Origin of the sequence: Bacillus sp. es.036, assembly GCF_002563635.1 — a bacterium.
Classification (GTDB): Bacteria; Bacillota; Bacilli; order Bacillales; family Guptibacillaceae; genus Guptibacillus.
This window is the reverse complement of record NZ_PDIZ01000003.1, coordinates 236,288-262,206: the sequence shown is the minus strand read 5'-3', so window position 1 is coordinate 262,206 and position 25,919 is coordinate 236,288. Positions and strand designations below refer to the sequence as shown.

The following is a 25,919-nucleotide window of genomic DNA, read 5'->3' as shown; positions in this document are numbered from 1 at the left end:
TAGTAATCTGTGCAGTCAATTCTTTCATTCCTTTCTTCACGAACACGTAACGATATGAACCGTTTTGATTTCTCGTTCTTTTAATAATGTTGCGAATTCCATAACATTGTCGTCTGAAACCCGTTTTTCAAAGAAAACAAATGCCTCGTCATATTCGCCTTTTGGAATGTTATAGACATAGTGTTGAATGGCATGATCTTCTGGATTTTGAAAAGTGAAGCCTTCTGTTATGGCATAATCCTCAAGCTTAACCGGTTGGATAGGACTTCTCGTAGTAGAATGATAGGAGATATCTCCATCCAAGTAAGATGCAATCTTCATTGGAATGTACATAAACTCTCCCGTTCCAAGACATAACGTCTTTCCACCATGTTGTTCTTTGTTTAAAATCTTTGAAGCCTGCTGACACGACGCTTCTATCACTGCTTGATCCGTTTCGTTAATGCCAAACCTCCCGCTATAAGAAAGATAGCCACTCTCAGGTAAAGACTGAAACTCAGATGCCAGGTTTATTCGATTGATAACCGTTTCCTTACTCGGATCTTCATTAGCATGAAACTCATTGATCGGGCGTTCAAGTGGCTTCCCTTCAAACGCAATCGTTCCTTTAAGAAGCGATTCAACACGTATCGTTATGCCGAGCTCTTTTTCCAATGCCTGATATTGTTCCATGTTTTCTTCCGATCGCCAATCTAATAAAGAAAGAACCGCATAATGCTCGCGAGGATATTTAGCGTGAAGCTCACGGATAATGTTAAGACACGTTTTACCCGTCGTAATTTCATCATCCACTAATAAGATTGGATGTTGTTTGTAAAGAATTGAGCGATTGGCATAACAGCGTTGATCTACTGCATGAGAGTGTTCTTCTTTAAAGTTGAACTCTGGTGCGAGTCCGCCTACATTCTCACGTGTTGTGTGAATATAGTAGCCTTGTTGAAAGCAATCAAACACTGCATGGCCAAGCGCAGTGGCTGTTTCAGCAAATCCGATTACAATTGGAGGTTCTTGAAGGGTAAGAGGATTCATTTGCAAGAGCTCATATGCTTTCTCAATCTCTTCCCTTTGATTACTTAAAAACCCTTTTCGAATGTCTGAAAGATCATCAACAACATGACCTGTGACTCGTTCATAATAAGTAGAAGCAAGAAGTCCTGAAGCAAGCAATGGCTTATAGGGATTGACCGGAAGATGCTTTCCTAGTATCTTACTAACAAATAGAAAACCTCGTTTTTTATTAATTCGTGCTGCCATATTAAAAAATTCATTGATTGGTATGCTCAATGCATTTTGCGTGATTTCTAGATTAACGCTCATATCCGACAGGATCGGAAAATGGTATTGTTTCGGTGAGCATTTTGAAGAAATTATACTTGTCATGATACACCCCATAGATCGTTGATTTCATAATAACTTTTACTGCCCATTTATGATGCGGCTTAATCTCATTCATTTTGTTCTGTGAGTTACTTTTTAGAACACCTATTTCACCAGTTGCATTTTCAAGAATACTAAGTGCATCAAGGTACTCTTCTTTCGATACAACATTCACGCTTTGCACCACGGTAAGGTGCGAGGGATGAATAACCGTCTTGCCAATCAAACCATTGGTTAAATCAAGTAACGCCTCATTCAATAGCCCAGTATTATAATCAGAGACGTTCTGCTCTCCATGCTCTCTTAATTCCTGTCGATTATTGAAATACTCCCAAACAGGACCAGAAACGACAAAGCTTCTCCCAAAATAGTTGACCATATCTGCTATAAAATCTCTCATTACTGAAATATCATAAATCGTTGACTGTGCACTTCGACGTATTCCATAAAGTCCACAAAGATCTGTGGCCCCGATACGTACATTTAGTATGGAAGATTCATATTCTTGGAACAATAATGAAAGAGAATGAAACTCCGTGTAGCGTGTTTCCTTATAGAAAAGCTCTGGAGACTCTAATATTGGCATCCCGTATAATCGTGTTCCTGCGGTCATTTCCACCTCTCGTAAAGTATGTAAGTAATCTCTACCATTACTTGTGGAGAACTTAGGAAACACAAATCCTGTTAAATAATGAATGGAAGTTTCTAATTTTCTTGCCACTTCTTTTAGTTGATTGGCAGAGCGAACGCGAATAAATAAGAGGGGCAAGCTCTCCCAATTTAGTGTCCCACAAACCATCGCTTCTTCAATGGCTGATAGATGTTCCACCGTTTGATCGATCGCCTCATCGACACGGTTGTCTCCAATCGCATCTTCAAGATCAAGAACAATTGTCACCACTTCTTTATACTTTTCTTGGATCACGATCGTTGCAATATCTTTTCGTATTGCAGGCATATATAAAGCAGCCCCAACCGCATAAGCAAGCTGTTCTCGTCCTACATGTTTACTCATTGGAGCTGGCTTCTTAAAGAAGATATGCTCTTTCTGTATTTCTGATAGGTATTGAAAATATTCCAGCTTCTTCACCCCCTGTAATCACTTCTTATTTACAAAAACCGGTTTAACCGTATAAAAAAGAAGGAGAGCACCAGCGTCTCCTCCTTTTTCTGCTATTCGTTCTCTTTTGCTGAAGCTGTTTCTTCTGCGTAAGGACGATTTCGATTATTAATATAATGAACAACAAATGTTCCAAGGAACGCAAGCACGATGATACCAAAGAATGCTACGTGAGGAACTTCGATATGGAAAACACTTAAGAACATCTTCAAGGCAATAATTGCAATCAAAACAAATGCTGTATTTTCCATTTCAGGTACTCTTTCAATCAATTTAAGGAAAACGCCAGCTACTGTTCTCATAAGAAGAATACCAATCATTCCTCCAAGTAACAGTACCCATACCTGTTCTGAAATAGCTAATGCAGCTAAGATGCTATCAGCAGAGAATGCAATGTCCATTAGTTCTACTGAAATGACAGTAGCCCAGAACAACCCAAATGTACGCACAAGCCAGGTATCTTTTTTCATACCCTCTGTGCCTTCTTCTCCACCTTTATTTCTAAAGTGTTGAATGACAATCCAAGCAAGGTATGCGGCACCAAATACTTTGATCCACCAGAATTTAATAAGAAACATTCCGATACCAATAAAGAGGAATCGGAAGAAATAAGCACCGATTAAACCATACGTTAATGCTTTTCTACGTTGCTCTGGAGGAAGGTGTTTAACCATAACGGCAAGAACGAGTGCGTTATCAGCTGATAACAAACCTTCCAGAAGAACCAATGTACCAATAAGCCCCCATGAAACAGGGTCTGTTAAAACTTCTCCCCACATTTCCCAATCAAAGAAAGAGGCATATGTGTTTAGAATTTCTTGTAAAATTTCCACTTGATGTTTCCTCCTAATGTCAACTAGCTAAGCCTTAAACCTCAAGGCCATAATTTTTGCAAAGCGAAGCAAGTCCGCCTGAGAACCCACTTCCAATTGCATTGAACTTCCATTCGCTACCGTGGCGATAAAGCTCACAAACGACAACTGCCGTTTCAATTGAGAAGTCTTCTCCAAGGTCAAAGCGCAATAGCTCTTCTCCAGTGGATTCATCCGCAAGACGAACAAATGCGTTCGATACTTGTCCGAAGTTCTGATGCCGCCCCTCACCATCGTGAATCGTAACGGTAATCCCGATTTTATCAACATGAGCTGGGATTTTGGAAAAATCGACGATCAGCTGCTCATCATCTCCATCCCCTTCACCTGTACGGTTATCACCTGTATGAATGACGGATTTACTTGGGTGTTCTAAATTGTTATAGAAAATGAAATCCAAATCATCCTGACAACGATTATTTGCATCAACTAGAAAAGCTGATGCATCCAAATCAAAGTCCGAACCACCTTGATATTTATTCGTATCCCAACCAAGTCCAATAAGTCCTTTAACGAGTCCTGGATTCGTTTTTGTTAAATCAATTCTCTGTCCTTTAGATAGTTGAATTCCCAATGTGATCCCCCAATTCGCGTTTATATTGGAATGGCAAGAGGGAGTGTCCCTCTTGCCAAAAAGAAGAATTTATCCGACTTGTAAACCAAAATCAGTTGCAATTCTAGCAAGTCCACCTTGATAACCTGAACCAACTGCAGAGAATTTCCATTCGCCGCTATGACGGTATAATTCACCTACAATAATCGCCGTTTCAATTGAGAAATCTTCTCCTAGGTCGTAACGGATGAGCTCTTCATTTGATTCTTCATTTAGAATGCGTACAAATGCATTCGATACTTGACCGAAATTCTGGCTACGTGCTTCAGCATCATGAATCGTAATGACGAATGAAATTTTCTCAATTTCAGCCGGTACATCTTGAAGATGAACTTTTACTTGCTCGTCATCTCCTGCACCTTCACCAGTACGGTTATCACCAGTATGAACAACCGAACCGCCACCACCTTCAGTTTGATTATAGAAAACAAAATCTTTATCAGAAGAACACTTACCAGTGCTATCTAATAGGAAGATGCTTGCGTCCAGGTCAAAGTCCTTTCCACCATCATATTTGTTCGTGTCCCAACCAAGTCCTACGATAACTTTTGAAAGTCCAGGATTTGTTTTTGTTAAATCTACTTTTTGTCCTTTAGATAATGATACAGCCATGCTAGTCAGCCCCTTTAATATTTTAGTAGTTTAGTATTTTTTCGCAATATCGCTTAACCCTGCATCGTTCGTTCCATTTCCAATAGCAGCAAATTTCCATTCACTACCGTGGCGATAGATTTCTGCAACGAATAGGCTTGTCTTACCAGAGTAGTTATCTGTAAGATTAAATTTAAGCATCTCTTCTTGATTTGACTGATTGACCACGCGAATAAACGCGTTCTGAATCATACCAAAATCCTGTTTGCGTTTTACGGCATCATAAATATTAACAACAAAAACGAGCTTCGTAATGCGTTGTGGAACTTGTCCGAGATCTATGATGATTTGTTCATCATCACCGTCTCCTGCACCCGTTAAGTTGTCACCTGTGTGATTAATACTTCCACATGCGCTTTTTAAATTACCAAAATAAATTAAATCTTTCTTAGAAGTTAACTTATCATCTTCAAGCATTAAGATTGAAGCATCACAGTCAACGTTAGCGCCGCCGCTTCCGCCTCCAAAAAGACCGCCTAGAAGGCCACCTTTCTTTTGCTCAACTGGATCCCAACCCAGACCAACCATAATTTTCGATAAGCCGGCATTTCCTTTTGTTAAGTCAATTCGTTGACCTTTCTGCAAAGAAATTGTCAAATCGTTTCACTCCTGTTAGTAGATTTAAATCGATTATGATATTGTGCGTATTAAATTTAATCGTTAGCTGCCTATTCTGTAATACGTGCCTAACTTCGAAAAGTTTCAAGTTTCAACAAAAAAATTGTTTTAACAGCAAAAACAGATTCTTTCTATTTAAAACTAACATATTTTCAGCTAAAATGAATCCTTTAACCCTTGGTCAACTCTAATAAATTGAAAAGATTTTGTCGATTCTGTTAACGCTACTGTATCACATTCTTTTCTCTTGCTTCTTTCAACCAATCTGGAAATTCATTTAGAAGATTATTGTACAATACTTCATCACTTGTCCGGTCGATATCTTCTATATGGAAGAAGTTGGCGTTATCTATGAACCTCCCCGTCATGGTATCCAATTTCTCTAGCACATCAAAATTAGAATCTCCTATTCCAATAAACTGCCAAAAAAGAGGTTGGTCTGAGGATTCAACAATAGCTTTCTTAATTCCACGTTTACAGCCACCATCATTAATAAACACAATGAGCACCGGCTCTTTAGATGGGTCTTCTTTAACGTATTTACTGATAACGTCTTCCATTACTTGAGGTTCATCGTTTCTACCAAATTTATGAACGAGGTCGTTCGAAAGTATTTGATGATCTACGTATCCTTCGAAATCAAATTCTGTTACAGGTTTTAACCGACTAAATTCATTATCATAGACCCACACATCTAATGAACCATCATCATCAAATTGACTCGCAACGGCCAGAACACGCTCAACTACTTTTTGAACGATCCCTTCTTTGTATAGTTTTCGCATTGATCCACTGATATCTAGAACAAGCCCTACTCTGGCTACAACCTGATCTAGATTCTTTTTCTTTAATACAATCCCAGCATTCTTTTTCATTAATGTAATACTCATCAGACTACCTCCTTTATTTTTAAGAAAGGACAACTTCTTTCTCGATATGACTAGCACGTATGCCCATTTCTGGCTTTAAATTAAGAGATGGATTGCCTCCATTTTGCAATAATTTAATCGCTTCGTAGGGGATGTTTACACCAGATAAGCAACTAATGTTCAAGCCCCCGGCCATCCTTGGGTTAATTTCAAGAAGCTTAGGAATTCCATTGCTGAACTTAACTTGAATATTTGAGATGTAATCAATGCTATATTCCTTGTGAATAGCTCGTGCAATTTCTAGTAACTCTTCATTGTTCTCAAGTTCTCTTACTCTCCCCTCAACTTTCTTACGAGGAATGGCAAGATGCAACTCTCCATCATACGCAAGGCAGTCAATGCTATACTCATACCCATCTAAGTACTCTAAGACCATCAAGTCTGGAAACGAATCTTGTTGACCTAAAATGGAACAGGCATGCTCAAATGAAATTCTTCTCGATACCCCTTCTGTAAGAAGCTCTTCAATCGTTTCCTGGCCTTCTTTGATCACTCGGAAACCATTTGCACCTTCCCCGATTACAGGTTTGAAACAAACCGTATGACCTTTCTCTCGAAGAAAATGATACGCTTTTTTAAAGTCTTCCACTTTGTTTACAACCACATAGTCTGGAAGAGGCACAATTGATTTCTGCAGCTCTTTTTCCTTCGTAAGAATGGATTGGTACATGGCAGCTTTATTGTCCATAAGAGCCATCAGTTCTGCATCACTTACGAGAACTTTTACGCCAATGCTGTGGAATTTCGAAAGGTTCCTTGAGATGAGGACATTTTCTTTACGCGGAATAAACAAATCGATTTCCTTATGGATACAAGTCTGCAGGCAATACTCAACGTACGCATGCCCACTTAGATCAGGTTCTACAAACGCTTGATCGCAATACTGTAAATACAAGGCATCTTCACTCGGGTGTGAACCATATACTTCGAACACCTTTCCGTCATGGTTCTGTCGAATCATTTCTATGTAATGTGCAACTGTTGTAAACCATCGATTAAACCATATTCTTGTCATGTTCTACTCCTTCTTTTGTATGAAAACTATTTAGATCCTGCGGTCCATTTCATCTTCCATTTGTAGGCCCGATCCATTTGTTGATGTCCACTGAAGTACTCTACAAGTCTTCTTACTTTAAATGTCTTATCATTAATATTTTCGATCATGGCAATGGCACACATATTTTGTCCGTTGAGATGCTCGTCTAATTTCACAGTGATATCTTCTCCATCATCGTATGTTAACGTGACAACCCCATCAGCTTCGGACCAATTGGTAGCTCCTTCGTAGATAAACGAATAGATCAGCACTCGTTTAATTTCTGAAATACGACTTCCATTAATTCGCAAGTTCTCTCCACCAGTGACTGCACCCGTTCGATCATCTGCATCCAATTGCATGTAAGGGATTTGATCAAAAGATCCATAGGCGTTCCCTAGCGCTTGAACGCACCCCTTTTTTCCGTTCTTCAATTCAAAGAGGCAACCAAGATCGAGGTCTGTATGTTGATTTTGTGTTTTATTCTTAAACAGACTAGAGAAAAATCCAGATGACTGCTCATTGCTTCCTACACTCCAATTAAGATTGACGAGGATCTCGCCTAAAGGCATGCTTGTTTTTGAAAGATTAATGGAATCGCCTTTTTTCTTCAATTCAATCATTTCGCCACCCCAATCCATAAAATCATATTCCAATTTTAAACATTCGACAGATTTCAAAATACTCCTTTATTCGTCAAAAAATAGTTATCTAAGGTGTACGAAAGTAAATGAAAAAGAGTTAGACCAAGTAAAACCTTGATCCAACTCTTTTTTTCGACAAATTCTTCCCTTTATCGGGTAGTGACAGGCACTATCTCCACGTTGTCTAACACGATAGTTGATGGCGTAGCAATACCATCAATTTTTCCAACTTCAAAGACAATTTTGCCATTTGCACTTGTTGCTTGATTCATCTGGAAAGTAAATGAATGCGTTTCTATTTCTTCTCCAATAGAAACCTTTTTTGTTTCCATAAACGGTATGAACCATGGATCTGATGTTAATGGTTCACCGATGACAAGGTTAATATCTTTTGCCACTGTAGCCTTAGCATCAAAGGAGACTTTATACGTTTGCCCTTCTTCTAAGAAAAGTTTCTCCTGGAAAACTTGAGGACTGTATGACTGCTCACCCGTTTTTGAAACCACGATCTTCATCTGGCCATCTTCATGAGTGATCTCTCCTTCAGCTGTACCGCTCCACTGATCTCCCCACCATGAGCCCCAATTTGTTAATCCAGCTGAAAAATCACCATTTCTTATCACCGTTTCAGTATCTGTTTGCTCTGGTGAAAAGACGAGCCAATCTATGTTCAGGTTAGCCGCATTAACTTGAAGCGTTTGAAGACCCTTTTCTAAATAGATTGTATCTGTAACAGTTTTCCAAGTCCCCCATCCACCTGTTTGGGCGACGTCTATCGAAGTTAGTTGATCGGCTTCTCCAACTAAAATTTCACCCATTTCTCGTGTGCCATCATACACATTTCCTTCTTTACTCAACAGCGTGACGTTAGCTCCATCTCGACCTGAAGCGACTTGATAGCGCACAGTATAATTGCCCTCTTCTTTTACATCTACGGCATACTGCATCCAATCGCCTTCATCAATCCAGCCAACACTTTTGCCATCTTCTCCAATCTGAACGCCGGACATCGATTGAAAATCTTCTGCCTCCACTTTCGTTACGCCTTCAATCGTAACGGGTGGTGCTACGCGTTTCATTTCTACATTATCAATCGTAACGCTCGAGCGACTGCTTCCGCCTAGTAAAAATTCAAATACCGTTTTAGAATCGGTTTCTTTCATATCAATCATAACTTGATAAGAGCTCATCTCTTCTGTAATGGAAATGTTCTCATCCCTAACATACTCCTGTGAACGAGCTTTATCTGTCAATCGTACTCCAATCGCTCTTGCTTCATCCGCTTTTGCATCGAAGGTCAGTACGTAAACACCTTCTTCTACATTCAATTTATCCTGACTAAGACGTACATCCTCAAGTTCATTTGATTTTTTAACATCTACTGTCATTTCACGAGATGGAATTGCTTCACCTACAGAAGCACTAGCTTTTGCCTTTCCATCCTGATCGACATTCCAGAACACCATTCGATCATCTCCTTGATCGAATGTTCCATTGTAAATATAGTTTCCTGTAGGAAGAACTTTTTTCGACGCATTCGGATCCTTAGGCAGTTTAACGAGACTAACATTATCAATCCATACTGGTAATTTCGAACTCTGCCCCATGTTGAACTCGATGCGGGAATGCGGATCTGTCCCATTTTCCATCTCAAATTCGTAAGAAAATGTCTCATTCTTTGAAGACAGGTCTACACTTTTATCTGAAAGATACCTAGCAAATCCCTGTTCAGGACCAGAAACATTAACAACCATTCCACGATCACCACTGGAGCGTGCATCAAATGAAAGCTTATAGCGCTCGCCATTCTCTAGTGGTACATTGGGTTGCACAAATTGAATCGCATATGGCTGGTCGCCTGGATCAGATATCGTCACGTTTGCTTCTCCATCGACTACAGTCACATCTCCTGCACCACCAAATAAATCGGATGGTTCAAAGGGTTGAAAATCCCAGTACTCGAGATCTGTATCAAATTGACCGTTATAAACGTAGTCACCATCTACCGGCTCCCGTAAATCTTCAACGGTTTCTTCTGTTACCGGACGCTCCCCAGCTTCACGATAGTCTCCATCAAGCTCATAAACTTTCACGTAATCAACTAGCATTTTATTAGGAAAATTGGTTGATTCATCAGGATAACCAGGCCAATTTCCTCCTACAGCTAAGTTAAGTTGCAAGAAAAAGTCTCGATCGAAAGGAGCCGGATATGTATAGGCAGCTGCTTCGTTCTCATTCTTTGTGAACCAATCATTTTGCTTTGCATAGAGAATACCATCTACATACCAGCGAAACTCTCCTGGTTCCCAGTCCAAAGTAAACGTATGATATTCATCAGAAAAATCACCTACTGGAAGATCATATGACTCACCAGTATTCTTCCACGGCTTTCCGTAATGTAGAGTTCCATATACGGTATCAGGATCATGGCCGAGAAGCTCCATAATATCGATTTCACCAGTTGCTGGCCAACCTGAATAAAGCTCATAATCTGTCGGCATCATCCAGATAGCTGGCCACATCCCCTGTCCTTTTGGAAGTTTCGCTTTAATTTCATAACGTCCATACGTCCAATCGCCTTTATTCTGGGTGGTTAACTTTGCAGATGTATAGTCGTTTCCTCCGAATTGCTCCTTATGAGCCTCAATTACTAAAGATCCATCTTCCACACGAGCGTTTTTTTCTCGATTGGTGTAATTTTGCCACTCGTTGTTCCCATAACCACCGCCACCTTCGACAAAATTCCACTTTTCTTCGTTAATTGACTCACCATTAAATTCATCTTCCCATACAAGGTTCCATTCTTCTTTTTGAATGTCGCTTTTCTTTAGCTCAATTTGCTTAAAGTCCACGATTTCATTATCTTCATCAAGGACATAAACCATCACGAACTTGTTAATTTCTTCATCCACACCAGATAAATCTGTTCCAGAGACATAAGGATTCGTAACAGTCCGATCACTCGGCACAGCTTCTCCTACTTTAGCTTTGATTGCTTCATTTGAGATCTTCACAGCAAGGTGCAGATCATCTTGAACAGAAGCTCTCAATTTTGTTGTTCCGTGGACTTTCCCTTTCATCACAGCTGGATGAAAGGGTTTCGCAACAACCTGTTCACTATCGTTTTTTTCTTTTCCTTTATCGTGACTAGAGGCAGCGGTTGGAATCGCAGGACTTAAAGCAAGAACACCGGCAAGTAGAACGGGTATAACACTTCGCATAAAAAATGGTCCTCCTCAAATTTTAAAAGATGTCTTTATATGAGAATTGTAGAGATCGAATGACCAGGCATTAGAACAGCTACATTCTGTTCCTCGAGCTCCAGATTAACAGCATGTTCTTCATCATTTTCATTCATAAGGATAACGACTATTTCACCAGACGGATTTTGAAAAGCAGTTAGTTGAATATCATTGTTAGAAGCAGTACATGATATCCGAACGGCACCAGGCTTTACATACTTGCTAAAGTGACCTATATAATAAAAAGAACTATTGTAATGAACTTCACCTGTTTTCGTATCAACAATGACCGGTGCATCACAATAATTACCTACGTGATTCGGACCGCCTTCTTCATTCAATACGATATTCCAATCAATCCATGCTTCTAAGTAGTTGTTCAAGTCTCCAATTATGTTCCGCGCGTATCGCTCACCAGTATGCCACGCACCGAGTTGCACTCCTCCTTCAATGCAACCTTCTGTGAAGATAAGGTGCTTATCAGGGAAAGCATTGTGAACTTTTGAAAGATTTTCGAACTCCTCAGAAACGTACCAATGAAGTCCAGTTCCCCAAACATATTGAGCTGCTTCTGGGTCAGACAACACTTTACTTGCCCGCTCATAAACAACGTCCCGATTGTGATCCCAGATAATCACTTTAAGATCGTCTCTACCGTTCTTCCGTATTTCGGGTCCAAGGTGGTTTTTAATGAAATCTCGTTCTTCTTCTGCTGTATAAAGACAAGAGTCCCATACTTGCTTTGCTTCAGGTTCATTCTGGATTGTTAATCCCCAAATCGGGATTCCCTCCGCTTCCATTGCGTCAACATACTTCATGTAATAGTTCGCCCAAGTAGATTGAAACTCTGGAAGAAGCTTTCCACCATGATTCATTTCATTATTGCTTTTCATCCAATGCGGAGGACTCCATGGCGAAGAAACGATAGACAAGCTGTCCCCAGCTACCTTAGTCGCATCTTTTATCAATGGAATGACAAGTTCCTTTTCCCTCTCAATTGAAAAGGTTGATAAAGATGTATCATTATCTTCAACATACGTATAGTTGCCTAACGAAAAATCACAGCTATTCATATGAGTACGACCGAAACGATAGCCAAGTCCTTCTTCTGGATGAAAATAGCGATGAATAACTTCATTCCTTTTCTCTTCGCTAATAAGAGAAAGGGTATGAGCAGATGCCTCTGTAAAGGCACCACCAAACCCTAGTATTGTTTGATATGTTTCATTTGGATTAAGCTTAATCTGAGTAGCATCTTCATTTGGAAGAGATGAGACTTCTAGGGGTTCTTTAACGTTAAGAAGATCTCCATTATCTCTAGCCGATTGAATATGAGTCATTGTTTTTGTTTTCACAGAATGCCCCTTCCTTCTATGCATTAAGTGGCAGAACGGATCCTCTATTTTTCACAATGTCCGCATACCACAATGCACTGTCTTTCCAGATTCGTTCCTGAGTTTCATAATTCACGTAGATTATTCCAAAACGCTTATCATACCCAAAGCTCCATTCGAAATTATCAAGCAACGACCACAAATAGTAGCCCTGAATGTTCATGCCTTCTTCATTTAAATCTGAAACAGCTTGAAGATGCTTTTCAACGTAATCGATTCGATTTTGATCGTGAACTCGTCCGTCTTCCACCTTATCATCGTACGCTGCGCCATTTTCCGTAATATAAATTGGGAGATCTGTATATTCATTTCTTAATCTTCTAATGAGGTCCTTAAATTCATTTGGTGCAATATCCCATCCCATTCCAGTTTTTTCGTAATCAGAATATGCCCCCTGAGTCATAAAATCATTGGCCGCATTAAATTCGACTAAACCACGGCTATAAAAGTTAATACCAAAGAAATCACATTGAGTGGATATTGTCTGCAAATCGCCATCTTGAATAAAATCAAAATTATGAACATATTTAGAGAACAAGTTCATCATGTCTACCGGGTAGCTTCCTTTAAAAACTGGATCTAAGAACCAGCGATTCGAGTAACCATCTGAGTTATTTGCTGCAAGGCGATCGTTAACCGAATCCGTTTTCGGATAAACAGGCGATAAATTTAACGTAATCCCAATGGATGTCGTCGAAGCAAATTCGTTTTTCAACAAATTCACCGCTTCTCCATGAGATAAAAGCATATGGTGAACAGCACGAACAGCTTCATCTAAGTTCGTATGTCCTGGAGCATGAACGCCCATATGGTACCCAAGGAAGCCAGCACACCATGGTTCGTTGTGCGTAATCCATGAATCTACTAATCCATCAAGCTCACGGAAGCAAACTTTTGCATAATCCAAGAACCACTCGACTGAATCTCGGTTTACCCAACCGCCTTCTTCATGTGCCCACATTGGAAGGTCCCAGTGGTAGAGAGTAACAGCTGGCTTAATGCCTTCTTCACGCAATCGTTTTGCTAATGTTTTGTAGAAGGCCATTCCCTCTGGATTATAATCCCCCTTCGCTGGGAATATTCGTGGCCAAGCGATGGAGAAGCGGTAACTGTCTACCCCAAGTTCTTTAATAATTTGGATGTCTTCTTCATAGCGATGGTAGTGATCACAAGCTACATTACCATTGTGCTGTTGATGCACTTTACCTGGGATATCACAGAACATATCCCAGATGGAAGGAGTTCTTCCTCCCTCGTTGTGGGCTCCTTCAATTTGATACGAAGATGTTGCCGTTCCAAACGTAAAGTCTTTATTGAAATTCATATACTTCCACTCCCCTACTCTTTAACAGCCCCTGCTGAAATACTATTAACGATGTACTTAGATAAAAATAGAAAGGCGATCATGATCGGTACAACAGAAATGGCGATACCTAGATACATAGAACCTAAATTTTGTGCGACCTGTGAACCTTTTAGGAATCCCATCAAAACCGGTAGCGTGTACTTTTCTGGTGAAAATAGAATCACTAACGGCATAATGTAGTTGTTCCATGAGCCGATGAAAGTAAAGATCGACATCGTTGCCACTGCTGGCATCATGATCGGAATCGCAACCGTATGGAAGATCCGCAATTCGCTTGCTCCGTCAATTCGAGCAGCTTCAATTAAACTTGGATGAAGCGTCGTTTGAATGTACTGACGTAAGAAGAACACAACAAATGGACTAGCAACTGCAGGGACAATTAATGGGATAAACGTATCCAGGATGCCTAGGTTTTTACAAAGCTCGTAGAAGCCGATTAGACCTAACTGACCTGGTACCATCATCATCACAAGCATAAAAACGAACAAGAAATTTTTACCTTTAAATGTATAGAAAGCAAAGCCATACGCAGTTAGAGCTGAAAAGTAACCAGTTAAAAGCGTCACAAGCACCGAAATAATTAAACTGTTTTTAAAGCCATTCCAGATGTTTACGTATTCCATCATGGTGCGATAGTTCTCCATCAGTGCTGTACCAGGAATTAACGTAAATCCAGTAAGAATCGCATCATTTGAACGCGTCGCATTGACAAGCATCATAAGGAATGGAATAAAACAAATAACCGCAGTTAAAATGAGTAGCGCATAAATGATCCCCTTCACAATCGAGCGACGCTTCTTCGTCTTTTTTTCTTGAGGGATTAGCGTTCTTTTCGCCAGTTGTTCAGGCGTCACATTGTTTTCGATTTCTGATCGGTCGATCATGATTTACACCCGCCTCGCTTGTTTACGCTCGTTGCCATACATTGATTTAAAGACAATTGCTGAGAAGATCACTGTAATAATAAACAGCCCGTATGCAACTGCAGCAGCGTAACCATAATTGTTGTACTTAAATGCCTGGTTGTATAAGTAGAGAACCATCGTATTTAACGATCCATCTGGAGAACCAATACCATCTGTTAAAAGCATAGGTAAATCAAATAGCTGGAGACCACCAATTAACGAGGTAATCATAATGTAAAGAAGGATCGGTTTTAACAAAGGAAGCGTAATTTTGGTGAAGGTTTGCCAACGATTCGCTCCATCAATTAAAGCAGCTTCATAGAAATCAGTAGAAATTCCTGATACGCCCGCCATAACGACGATGAAGGAATGTCCAAACCACATCCACGTGAGAATAAGAGATACTGAAAGTTGAGCAGTTGTTGGCTGATTCAACCAGTTAATAGGCTCTGAGATAACACCGATATTCATTAAAACCATATTTAACGATCCGTGCTGCCAATCTAGTAGTATGCCAAATAATAGGGCTACTGAACTGACCGTAATTAAATTTGGTAGGTAGAAGATCGAACGGAAGAATGAAAGTCCTTTCATTTTCACTCGCGCATCTGAGAAGATCATAGCTAGAATAAGTGCAATGACAATTTGGAGGGCAAAGTTCACACCCCATATTTTCCATGTATTAAAGAATGCCTCTACAAAATAGGAGTCAGCAATTAATCGTTGGTAGTTCGCAAAACCTACTACTTCTGCCGTTCCACTACCGCTGTAATTTGTAAAACTATAGTAGAAGGTTAGTGCTACGGGGTAGATATTAAATATGAGAAAAATGATCCAAAACGGTGCTATAAAGGCATAGCCATAGCGGTTCAGATTCTTCATCTCGTCGCTCCTTTCAAAATAAGATAAGCGGTATAAGAATCCTTACACCGCTTACACTTCTTACTTCTTTGGTACTTTCAATTCAGGGTAAGCATTTTGAGCTTTCTTATAAAATTCAGCAATCGCTTCGTCTTTTGATTTCTTACCATCTACATACTCCTGAACCGCATTACCATAAAATGTATCAAGCTGCTGATCGTACTTTGTTACGATACCTGGCTCAATGCTCTTTGCTTGCTCAAGGAAGAACTGATAGTTATTTTGTCCACCAAGGAACTCATCACTAAAATCCCCTTTGATTTCATTCGTTACAGGAAGGTAAGAAAGAACATCGCCAGTTTCTTTTGCCCAATCTGTTAGGAATTCATCATCTTGTGTCATCATTTTCACAAAATCATACGCAAGCTCTTTATTCTCAGACTTGTTGTAGACACCTAACCAAGTTCCACCCCAGAAATACGGACTAGGACCACTTGTTACTGCCCAGTCTCCAACAGAGTCTTCTACATTTGTCTTCAAGACACTATGTAGACCCCATGTAGGAAGAACATAAGAGAAAACTTCTGTTTCAGTTTCATCGCCATTTTCTTTTACCTTAATTGGCTTATCCATTGCTTCAAACCATGAAGGTGACCATTCTGGAGCAAGTGCTGTATAGCTCTCTTCACGAAGTTTTTTTGCATAATCTAGAAATTCGATTTTTTGATCTGTTAGCTGTAATTCATCCTTTTCATTGACCCAAGCTTGAGGATCATCTCCTTGAGAGAACCAGCGAATCGATCCTTCGTCCGGGAACATACGGTAACCTTTTTCTTTCATTTTTTCTGATACTTCAAATACTTTATCCATTGATGTTAGCATTTCACCAATTTCATCAGGATCATCGGTGCCAAGCACTTCTTTCGCAATGCTACGCTTGTAGTAAATTCCACCAGGTGTTGTTTGCCATGATAATGCTCTTACATCACCATTCTCGTCCTTACCTAAGTCAAAAACATAGGGCACATAGTTATCTGCAAGTTCATTTACGTTATAAGGATCCTCAGAAAGGTTTTCCCAGTAACCAGCATTTACCCATTGCTTCAAAAACGCGATTTCTCCCGTAAACACATCAGGTGCTCCTACGCCACTTTCAAGAACAGGCTTAAGCTTAGTAGGGTAGTCAGCAATCGGTACAATTGTTAGCTCGATTTTCACACCATTTTTTTCTTCAAATTTTGTAATTGGTTTCTTTAACTCATCGGTAAAAGACCAAACTTTTAAATCAACATCTTTATCCCCTTTTGCTTCTCCTGAAGACTCCGAGTTTGAACAACCAGCTAAAATACCAAACAATAAGACGAGTGACATCATAAGACCAATAACCTTTTTCATGGATGAGCCCCTTCCTTTTTTTCAAAGAATATATTATTAGCGAAACCGGTTTCGAAATAGGTATAAAATAAAATCGAAACCGGTTTCGATTTAACCAAAAATATAAATCCCCTTCATTGAAAGCGGTTTCTTATACGACTAAAAAAAATTATTTTTTCTTTAGTCGTTTACAAGATTCTCTTTCAATTAACTCGACTGGGATAATTTCTTCTGTGATGATTTTTTTCTTTTGAATGATTTGCTTCATAAGAAGCTGGGTTGCACGAATGCCAATTGAATCAGTATCCTGTTTAATTGTTGTTAATTTCGGCGTTACATAACTTGCCATTTCGATATCATCATAACCAATGATCGAGATATCATCCGGGATATTGTACCCTCTTTTCTTAGCAACTTCCATTGCACCTATGGCCATATGGTCCCCTGCTACAAAGATAGCTGTAGGAGGCTCTTTTAAATCAAGAAGCTTATCCATTGCTTTGGCGCCTTCTTCAATAGAAAACATTCCACCATTTACAAGATAGCCTTCTAAAATTGGAAGCTCTAACTTCTTCATCGCGTCCGAGTAACCCTGAATTCTTACTTGGCCAGCATAGATAGAAGGTTCACCTGAAATATGAGCGATCTTCGTATGGCCGAGCGAATACAAGTAGTTAATCGCAAGTGCACCACCGGAAAGATTATCAGAGAATACGACACTACAGTTTCGATTACTCATATCGATGACAACAATTGGAATGCTAGCATCAATCATTTCTTGCACCTGTGGATCATTCGGATCTGAACAGATAACCACAATACCGTCTACACCTCGATACAGGAAGTGCTCAAGGTAACTCGAACCTCTGTTACGAAGATTTCTAGAAGCAAGAATGAGATCATAGCCTTCCTTCTCAGCATGTTTTCGAAAGCTTTCAATAACAGCACTGAAAAATGGATGCTTCATCCCGATTTGATTGTCTTCCGAAAACATGACGCCTATTGTCCATGATTTCTTCGTTGAAAGAGATTGTGCATGAGCATTTGGTAAGTAGCCCATTTCAGTAGCCGTATCAAGAATGGCCTGCCTTGTCTTTTTGCTAACATCTGGATAATTATTGAGAGCTTTGGAAACGGTCGTACTTGAAAATCCAGTTTTTTTTGCTAAATCATAGATTGTAATCATCTTTGTCTCCTCTGGATCGAAAGCGCTTTCGTTGATGTTATTATATCCCAGCATTTTTGGATAAGCAACACCTATTTTCAGGAAAATTTAAAGTTTTTTGAAAGAAAATAAAAGACAAGTAAACAGGTTTACTTGCCTTTTCAAAAAGCTAAATTAAATTCCCTATAAATTCATCAACGATCCGATTAAATCGGTCAGTTTCTTCTATAAATGGACAGTGGCAGCTATCTTCGAATAAGACGAGTTTTGCGTTAGGGATTTCACGTTCTAAGTGTTCTCCTGCTGCTACAGGGATGAGCTTTTCTTCTTTTCCAAAACACAATAGCGTTGGTTTCGTGATTTGATTTAAATAAGGACGGCAGTCAATGATCGATTGATCGAATAAAATAGCACTAGCAATGGAAGCTGGCATTTTCGTTGTCTCCTCTAACATCCACTCAAGCTCGGATTGAGATCGTTCCTCTTTAAACATGAGAGGAATAAACCCTTGAAGTAATTCCTTCTGATCGGATTGAATGTCTCTCATCATTCCTGTAAGTGCTGGGAGATCGAATGCACCTATATCAAAATCAGGCCATTTGAAGTCAGATGCGAGCTCATCAACAATAACCGTGCCCTTCACATTGTCTTCACCGAACTGATGCAAATATTCCCAAATGACAAAGGCTCCCATTGACCAACCCACTAGCGTGACTTCTTTTAAGTGAAGCTCATCGATGAACTTCTTAAGATCACGAGCATAGTTTGCCACAGTATGACCAGTTTGAACATGAGAGGACTGGCCATGACCCCTTAAATCCAAAGAAATTGCTCGATACTTCTGTCTAAAGTAAGGAAGCTGCTTTTTGAAAAAACGGCTACTCATCCAAACACCGTGAATAAAGATAACCGGACTCCCCATTCCCACATCTTCATAATAAAGTTCAAGGTCATCTTCAAGATTCATGAATGGCATTGTTGACCCCTCCTAATAGTAATCACTGCTGTTCTTCCTGATTGCATTGTTAACTTGAGTGTAGCACGAGCATCATTCGATACGTATGCAAAAACCCGCTTTTTTATCCATATATTGCTCGACAGCATTCGATCCAGTTCGGGTGGTGACAGGCACTACCTATGCTAGAATATGAGGGAGAGCATGATAAAAAATGTGAAGGAGGAGTTACAATGGGCATTTTAAGCGGATTTATGGGAAATGCTTCTACGATGAAAAAAGAAGATGTGAAGAAAGAACTGTCTAACATTCTTGCTGACACAGAAGAGGTGAACGCTGCGTTTAAGCTTGTTAGAGATTTAATCGTGTTCACAGACAAACGGCTTTTATTTGTTGACAAGCAGGGGATGACAGGTAAGAAAGTAGAATATCATTCTGTTCCATATAAGAGCATTTCGCACTTCAGTATTGAAACAGCAGGACACTTCGATCTTGATGCAGAACTTAAAATCTGGGTCTCTAGTTCACAGACTCCTACTTTCTCAAAACAGTTTAAGAAGGATGATAGCATCTATACAATCCAAAAAATTCTTACGCAGCTTTGCGGATAAAATCGAAATCAATTCAAAAAGCAGAATCTCCTTATAAGGAATTCTGCTTTTTATTTTATACTTCTTCCTATTATCCTACTTCTTCTACCTTCTCTTCATCCTCCACCCAGTTCATTCTCTCTTCCTTTGTCATATAAGCAATTGTTAAACCACTCCACGCAAAGACAATCGAAAGAATAGGTACAAGATAGTTTAAGATCGCATATGGCGCATAGTCAATCACAGAAACTCCTAACGTACCAAAGATAAATACAGCACACGTATTCCACGGGACAAACACCGAAGTTAAAGTCCCTCCATCCTCGATCGCCCTTGATAAATTTTTGGGATGGAGATTTAACTCTCTATATCTCTTTACATACATCCGACCTGGTAACACTACTGATATATATTGCTCTGCCGTTAACACATTTGTTGCAAAGGCAGACATAACTGTCGTCGTTAATAACCCTTTCGCTGTTTTTGCTATTTTAATAATTTGATTTACAATTGCATGAAGCATTCCTGTGTTTTCTAGTATTCCACCAAACGTCATCGCACAAATTACGAGAGAGACGGTATACATCATATCGTCTATGCCACCTCGATTGAAAAGTTCATCGATTGTGGCATTCCCTGTTTCAATGAAAAACCCGCTTTGCAATGTATTGACTGCTGTTCCTACATCACCGCCCTGCACAAAAACATCAGCAAGAAAACCCAGAATAATACCAGAAATTAAGGAAGGGATAACGGGTACTTTTTTTGATACTAATACAATTACTAGAGCTGGCGCTATAAGGAGCCAAGGTGAAATAACGAACTCTTCTTGTAACACTTTCATAATCGCTTCGATTTTCTCAAAATCAATCTTATTTGAGGCAAATTTTGTTCCTAAATACCAGTAAACACCCAGAGCAATGATAAAGGCGGGCACTGTAGTATACGTCATATGCTTAATATGTTCGAACAAATTTGCCCCTACTGTTCCTGAAGCGAGATTCGTCGTATCTGAAAGAGGGGACATTTTATCGCCAAAGTACGCTCCTGAAATAATCGCTCCAGCCACCATTCCAGAAGGAATGTCCATGCTCATTCCTATTCCCATCCCTGCAATACCGATTGTCCCCATTGTGGACCACGAACTTCCCGTCGCAATCGAGACAATTGCACAAATAACCGCAATAGACACTAAGAAAAAAGCCGGCGATATGAGCTTTAAACCATAATAAAACATTGTTGCTACAATTCCTCCGCCAATCCATGCGCCTATCACAATCCCTACAAGAATGATGATAACCACTGCTGGTAACGCAAGACGAATTCCTTTGTAAATACTAGATTCGATTTCACCCCAACTGAAACCAACAAACCAAGCAATGAAAGCGGATACAACAGCGCCCAAAATAAGAGGGATATGGGCACTTCCTTCAAAAACGACAATGGTAAAAACCATCGCAACAATCATAGCTATGAACGGAACAATTGCTAAACCAAAAGTCATCTGCTTATCGGTTCTCCTCATTCGCTTACCTCCAGTTTGATTCATGGTCTACCTATGTACCTCTTCTGCCTAAACAGAAAAGGGTGGCGCGCTTATCTCTCATCAATCACTACCGGTTATTAACAAATCATCCCTCAAGGTTCCTAACACTGTAACAGGTGTGATCTCTTCTCCCTGAGTCACTTCAATTGAAAGGAGATGTCCACTTACTCCAACATTAATATGTTCAAGTTTACCTTCGCCTGTTTTAACTAAAAACAAGGTTTCCCACTCATATACATAATCCAATGGCTGTGTAACGACCTGCTCAATTGTACCATAGTAAGGACTGTTGATTGTATGAACGATCTCATTCATTCTATCATCCTCCCTTTCGTTACAGTAATATAGAATCCGACCTAAACCCAACCTCGAAACTTTGAAGCTTCTGCCATCTTTCGAATTCCTGCCATATAAGCTGCTAACCTTGTATCAACGTGGTAAGTTTTTGAGATTTCATAAACTTTCGCAAAAGACTCAACGATCACCTTTCGCAACCTTGCTTCTACTTCTTCTTCGGTCCAATAGTACCCCTGATTATTTTGAACCCATTCAAAATACGAGACTGTCACACCACCTGAACTTGCCAGTACATCAGGAACAAGTAAAATACCCCGCTTTGTTAAGATTTTGGTAGCCTCGATTGTTGTCGGTCCATTAGCAGCTTCTACTACAATGGAAGCTTTAATGGCTGAAGCATTTTCGATTGTAATTTGATTTGAAATCGCAGCTGGCACAAGAATATCGCAGTCTAACTCAAGGAGATCCTTATTCGTAATCGTGTTGTTAAATAAAGTTGTCACCGTTCCAAAACTATCGCGCCGATCTAGCAAGTCATCAATATCAAGACCTTCAGAATTATAAATCGCACCATAAGCATCAGAGATTCCAATGATTTTAGCTCCAGCATCATGCATGAATTTCGCTAGGAAACTCCCAGCATTGCCAAACCCCTGAATAACTACGCGTGCTCCCTGTAGCTTGATTCCCTTTTTTCTAGCAGCCTCTTCAATGCAGATCGTTACACCACGAGCTGTTGCCGTTTCTCTTCCATGAGAGCCACCAAGCACCACTGGTTTACCCGTAATGAATCCAGGAGAATCGAATTCACGAATCCGACTGTATTCATCCATCATCCATGCCATAATTTGTGAATTTGTGAAAACATCTGGAGCAGGAATATCTTTTGTCGGTCCAACAACCTGACTGATTGCACGAACATAGCCACGGCTTAACCGTTCCAATTCGCGAAAAGACATCTCGCGCGGATCACAAATGATCCCGCCCTTTCCTCCGCCGTAAGGTAAATTGGCGATCCCACATTTTAAGCTCATCCATAAAGATAGCGCCTTTACTTCATCTTCATTTACCTCTGGATGAAATCGCACCCCACCTTTTGTTGGTCCCACCGCATCATTATGTTGGGACCGATATCCGGTAAAAATACGAACCTTATCATTATCCATTCGCACAGGAATACGGACAGTTAGCATTCTCATTGGTTCTTTTAAAAGTTCATACATCTCATCTGAATAGCCTAATTGGTCCAGCGCTTCCTTCACGACAATTTGAGTGGAGTGAAATAAATTCAGTGATTCCGTATCTTGTTTTTCATCCTGCTTTAATTGTTGGCTAACTGCCGTTTCCATTTAGACACCTCATCTTATTTATTGTTCTTACTTGGATAACACATTTACGATTTTAGCTATGGCCCATTCAAGATCTTTACGTGAAATCACGAGCGGTGGTGCAAATCGAATCACCGTATCATGCGTTTCCTTACATAAAAGTCCTTCTTCTTTTAACTTTTCGCAGTAAGGTCTTGCTGACTCTGTTAATTCAACTCCGATAAATAATCCTTTACCGCGCACATCTTTTATAAGAGGGTTGTCGATTTCCTTTAATTTTTCTTGAAAATAGTTTCCAAGTTCGAGTGACCGCTGAGCTAACTGTTCGTCTTCTAAAACTTCAAGCGCAGCAACGGAAACGGCACACCCAAGTGGATTCCCCCCAAATGTTGATCCGTGTGAGCCAGGATTAAAGACACCAAGAATCTCTTCATTAGCTGCAATACATGAGATTGGGAAGACGCCTCCGCCCAGCGCTTTTCCAAGAATATAAATATCCGGCTCAACATTTTCCCAATCGCAGGCAAATGTTTTACCAGAGCGCCCAAGACCCGCTTGAATTTCATCTGCAACGTAAAGCACATTATTCTCTTTACAAACATCATAAGCTTCCTTTAAAAAGCCTTCTGGAGGAATGACAATCCCTGCTTCTCCTTGAATCGGTTCAAATAAGAAAGCAGCTGTATTTGGTGTAATGGCCTTTCGTAGCGCATCAATGTCACCGTAAGGAATCAATTTAATTCCCGGTAACATTGGACCGAATCCTCTCTGGTATTCAGCCTCAGAAGAAAGGGATACAGCCGTCATTGTACGTCCATGGAAATTCCCGACGCATGCAATAATCTCAGCCTGATTTTCAGAAACGCCTTTCACATCATAAGCCCAGCGTCGCACTGTTTTAATGGCAGTTTCTACTGCTTCTGCCCCCGTGTTCATTGGAAGAACTTTTGCTTTATTCGTTAGCTTTGCGACCTTCTCATAAAACGGAGCCAATTGGTCGTTATGAAAAGCTCTAGAAGTTAACGTAATGCGATCTGCTTGATCTTTTAACGCTTGAATGATTTTCGGATGACGGTGTCCTTGATTAACTGCTGAATAAGCGCTCAGCATATCCATGTATCGGTTACCTTCAGGGTCTTTTACCCAAACCCCTTCCGCTTCCGTAATAACAATTGGAAGCGGGTTATAGTTATTCGCTCCAAGTTGAGTTGTTTTTTCAATCACATTCTCAGTCGTTGTTTGTGTCTTCATGTTCATCCTCCTTTAAAAGTTCGCCTCACCTAGAGGAGCAAAAATAACTTCGCTCTTCTCTCCCCTTAGTAATTAGCAAGTTTTATGCCAACTTTTATTTACGCGTTAAGTATAAGGATGACGGGGATTATTCAATTCAGATATGCAAAATTCCTTTGCGTATAATTGATCTTTTTTGCATGTATGCGCAATAAAATATTGCAACGCATGTACTTCTACACATACAATAACGATAGCAGTATAGGAGGTATGTATTTTGGATAATGACACTGAGAACGACTGTAAATCTCTTGAAACCATAAACCAGGTATATAAAAAAATCATCGATGAAATCGACGTAGGTGTTCATGTGATCGACGAGAAAGGTAAAACGATCATTTACAATCCGAAAATGATGCAAATTGAAGCAATGGATCACCAGGATGTGCTTGATAAATATTTATTAGATGTTTTCATGTTCTCTGCAAATGAAAGCAGCACGCTCGTTAAGGCGCTTCAAAAGGGGGTCGAAACGTCTAATGTGAAACAAACGTATTTCAATAATAAAGGGAAAGAAATCACGACAATTAATCACTCTTTTCCCATTTTAGAAAATGGTACGATTAAAGGCGCTGTCGAAATTTCTAACGATGTGACTAAATTAGAACGGTTAATCCGAGATAATATGAATCGAAAAGGGAACACGCGCTTTACATTTGATAGCATTATCGGAAGTAGTCTTGCTATTCAAGAAGTGATTGAGAATACAAAACGCAGTACGCGAACGTCGTCGTCTGTTTTAATTGTAGGGGAGACCGGTACGGGGAAAGAATTATTCGCGCAAAGCATTCACAATGGAAGCCATCGCTCTTCGGCTCCATTTATCTCGCAAAATTGCGCAGCACTGCCGGATAACTTAATTGAAAGCCTTCTTTTTGGGACAAAGCGTGGTGCTTTTACAGGCGCCACGGAACGACCAGGATTATTCGAACAAGCAGAGGGCGGAACGTTATTACTTGATGAAATCAATTCTTTAAGTATGAATTTACAAGCGAAACTATTGAGAGTCCTGCAGGAAAAAACAATTAGGCGCATTGGTGATACAGAAGATAAGGCCATTGACGTCAGAATTATCGCTACAATGAACGAAGACCCCATTGAAGCCATTGCGAAGGAACGAATGCGTAAAGACTTGTATTACCGACTTGGGGTTGTGACACTATTTATCCCGCCACTTAGAGAAAGGAAAGAGGATATCTCTTTGTTAGTAGATTCCTTTATCTCAAAATATAATGATCTCTTTCAAATGGATGTGAAAGGAGTAGATACCGAAGTCTCTGAGTCATTCCAGGCTTACGATTGGCCAGGGAATGTTCGAGAATTAGAGCATATTATTGAAGGAGCGATGAATTTAATGATGAGCGAAGACATCATACACTATTCTCATTTGCCCATTCAGTATCGAAATAAATCTCCATTACAAAAAGAAAGACATTTGATTGAGCCTGATCAACTAACCATTCATCACTCAAATCAAGTCATCCCATTGAAAGAACAAATGGAGAAAACTGAAAAAAATTATATTCAACAAGTGCTTAAAGAAAATAAAAACAACATCTCGAAAACAGCACAGGTGTTAGGTCTGAGTAGACAAAGCTTGCAGTACCGGTTAAGGAAGTTTGATATTCAAACGTAACTGTAAGAAATCGCATTTTATGTTTGAGTGATTCGTCTTCACTCGTTCATCCATTTTATCTCTTCATTAAAACCCGTATAATAAGAAGTAACCGCTTTACCATTCGACAG

22 protein-coding genes and 1 pseudogene are annotated in these 25,919 nt (G+C 39.9%); 2 read left to right on the top strand and 21 right to left on the bottom strand.

Annotated elements, in window-relative coordinates; translation table 11 throughout:
• Positions 1 to 36 precede the first annotated feature (36 nt).
• From ATG70_RS20075 to ATG70_RS19995, 17 genes and pseudogenes are all read right to left on the bottom strand, one after another.
• Positions 37 to 1,380 carry a phosphoribosyltransferase family protein gene (locus ATG70_RS20075; RefSeq protein ID WP_306472726.1) on the bottom strand — a complete coding sequence of 448 codons (1,344 nt, stop codon included), beginning with the start codon at positions 1,378 to 1,380 and terminating at the stop codon, positions 37 to 39.
• On the bottom strand, positions 1,307 to 2,392 hold the full coding sequence (locus tag ATG70_RS20070; RefSeq protein WP_306472725.1) for an HpcH/HpaI aldolase/citrate lyase family protein: 1,086 nt from the start codon (positions 2,390 to 2,392) through the stop codon (positions 1,307 to 1,309). Before ATG70_RS20070 ends, ATG70_RS20075 begins: the two co-directional genes overlap by 74 nt.
• 158 nt (positions 2,393 to 2,550) lie before the next feature.
• Entirely contained in the window at positions 2,551 to 3,276 is a 726-nt protein-coding gene (locus tag ATG70_RS20065; RefSeq protein ID WP_202407313.1) for a TerC family protein, read from the bottom strand.
• Between the two features lie 88 nt (positions 3,277 to 3,364).
• Entirely contained in the window at positions 3,365 to 3,943 is a 579-nt protein-coding gene (locus ATG70_RS20060) for a TerD family protein (RefSeq protein ID WP_098446205.1), read from the bottom strand.
• Between the two features lie 69 nt (positions 3,944 to 4,012).
• Positions 4,013 to 4,594, bottom strand: a complete 582-nt coding sequence (locus tag ATG70_RS20055; RefSeq protein WP_098446203.1) for a TerD family protein — start codon at positions 4,592 to 4,594, stop codon at positions 4,013 to 4,015.
• Positions 4,595 to 4,624: 30 nt separating this feature from the next.
• Positions 4,625 to 5,230 carry a TerD family protein gene (locus ATG70_RS20050; protein WP_098446202.1) on the bottom strand — a complete coding sequence of 202 codons (606 nt, stop codon included), beginning with the start codon at positions 5,228 to 5,230 and terminating at the stop codon, positions 4,625 to 4,627.
• 245 nt (positions 5,231 to 5,475) lie between these two features.
• On the bottom strand, positions 5,476 to 6,144 hold the full coding sequence (locus tag ATG70_RS20045; RefSeq protein WP_098446612.1) for a vWA domain-containing protein: 669 nt from the start codon (positions 6,142 to 6,144) through the stop codon (positions 5,476 to 5,478).
• A 16-nt stretch (positions 6,145 to 6,160) separates the two neighbouring features.
• Complete coding sequence (locus ATG70_RS20040; protein WP_098446201.1) at positions 6,161 to 7,195, bottom strand: ATP-grasp domain-containing protein; 1,035 nt, start codon at positions 7,193 to 7,195, stop codon at positions 6,161 to 6,163.
• 26 nt (positions 7,196 to 7,221) lie between these two features.
• Positions 7,222 to 7,836: pseudogene (locus ATG70_RS20035) on the bottom strand (TerD family protein); the annotation flags it as partial.
• Positions 7,837 to 8,009: 173 nt separating this feature from the next.
• Entirely contained in the window at positions 8,010 to 11,081 is a 3,072-nt protein-coding gene (locus tag ATG70_RS20030; protein ID WP_098446200.1) for a carbohydrate binding domain-containing protein, read from the bottom strand.
• Between the two features lie 35 nt (positions 11,082 to 11,116).
• Positions 11,117 to 12,442 (bottom strand): glycoside hydrolase family 30 protein, encoded by a 1,326-nt coding sequence (locus ATG70_RS20025; RefSeq protein WP_098446610.1) that lies wholly within the window; start codon positions 12,440 to 12,442, stop codon positions 11,117 to 11,119.
• Between the two features lie 31 nt (positions 12,443 to 12,473).
• Positions 12,474 to 13,820 (bottom strand): GH1 family beta-glucosidase, encoded by a 1,347-nt coding sequence (locus ATG70_RS20020; protein ID WP_098446199.1) that lies wholly within the window; start codon positions 13,818 to 13,820, stop codon positions 12,474 to 12,476.
• Positions 13,821 to 13,834: 14 nt separating this feature from the next.
• Positions 13,835 to 14,746, bottom strand: coding sequence for a carbohydrate ABC transporter permease (locus tag ATG70_RS20015; RefSeq protein ID WP_098446198.1), 912 nt, complete (start codon positions 14,744 to 14,746; stop codon positions 13,835 to 13,837).
• Positions 14,747 to 14,749: 3 nt separating this feature from the next.
• Positions 14,750 to 15,649 (bottom strand): carbohydrate ABC transporter permease, encoded by a 900-nt coding sequence (locus ATG70_RS20010; RefSeq protein ID WP_098446197.1) that lies wholly within the window; start codon positions 15,647 to 15,649, stop codon positions 14,750 to 14,752.
• A gap of 60 nt (positions 15,650 to 15,709) precedes the next feature.
• Positions 15,710 to 17,023, bottom strand: a complete 1,314-nt coding sequence (locus ATG70_RS20005; protein WP_098446196.1) for an ABC transporter substrate-binding protein — start codon at positions 17,021 to 17,023, stop codon at positions 15,710 to 15,712.
• A 148-nt stretch (positions 17,024 to 17,171) separates the two neighbouring features.
• On the bottom strand, positions 17,172 to 18,188 hold the full coding sequence (locus ATG70_RS20000) for a LacI family DNA-binding transcriptional regulator (protein WP_098446195.1): 1,017 nt from the start codon (positions 18,186 to 18,188) through the stop codon (positions 17,172 to 17,174).
• A gap of 148 nt (positions 18,189 to 18,336) precedes the next feature.
• Positions 18,337 to 19,143 (bottom strand): alpha/beta fold hydrolase, encoded by an 807-nt coding sequence (locus ATG70_RS19995; protein WP_098446194.1) that lies wholly within the window; start codon positions 19,141 to 19,143, stop codon positions 18,337 to 18,339.
• Positions 19,144 to 19,355: 212 nt separating this feature from the next.
• Between ATG70_RS19995 and ATG70_RS19990 the strand changes: the two genes are divergently transcribed.
• Positions 19,356 to 19,733, top strand: coding sequence for a PH domain-containing protein (locus ATG70_RS19990; RefSeq protein WP_098446193.1), 378 nt, complete (start codon positions 19,356 to 19,358; stop codon positions 19,731 to 19,733).
• Between the two features lie 70 nt (positions 19,734 to 19,803).
• Here the strand turns inward: ATG70_RS19990 and nhaC are convergent, their stop codons facing one another.
• The 4 genes from nhaC to ATG70_RS19970 form a co-directional block, all read right to left on the bottom strand.
• Positions 19,804 to 21,237: a Na+/H+ antiporter NhaC gene (gene nhaC, locus ATG70_RS19985; RefSeq protein ID WP_098446192.1), complete on the bottom strand. Its 1,434-nt coding sequence runs from the start codon at positions 21,235 to 21,237 to the stop codon at positions 19,804 to 19,806.
• A gap of 81 nt (positions 21,238 to 21,318) precedes the next feature.
• Positions 21,319 to 21,573: a hypothetical protein gene (locus tag ATG70_RS19980; RefSeq protein ID WP_098446191.1), complete on the bottom strand. Its 255-nt coding sequence runs from the start codon at positions 21,571 to 21,573 to the stop codon at positions 21,319 to 21,321.
• A 41-nt stretch (positions 21,574 to 21,614) separates the two neighbouring features.
• The gene (locus ATG70_RS19975; protein WP_098446190.1) at positions 21,615 to 22,904 is read right to left on the bottom strand and encodes a Glu/Leu/Phe/Val family dehydrogenase; all 1,290 of its coding nucleotides are present in this window, start codon (positions 22,902 to 22,904) and stop codon (positions 21,615 to 21,617) included.
• 27 nt (positions 22,905 to 22,931) lie between these two features.
• A complete protein-coding gene (locus ATG70_RS19970) occupies positions 22,932 to 24,134 on the bottom strand; it encodes an ornithine--oxo-acid transaminase (protein WP_098446189.1) in 1,203 nt (400 codons plus the stop codon).
• A 298-nt stretch (positions 24,135 to 24,432) separates the two neighbouring features.
• On the opposite strand from ATG70_RS19970, the gene ATG70_RS19965 reads away from it, so the two are divergent.
• Complete coding sequence (locus ATG70_RS19965; protein ID WP_257147831.1) at positions 24,433 to 25,809, top strand: sigma-54 interaction domain-containing protein; 1,377 nt, start codon at positions 24,433 to 24,435, stop codon at positions 25,807 to 25,809.
• The last annotated feature ends 110 nt before the right edge of the window (positions 25,810 to 25,919 follow it).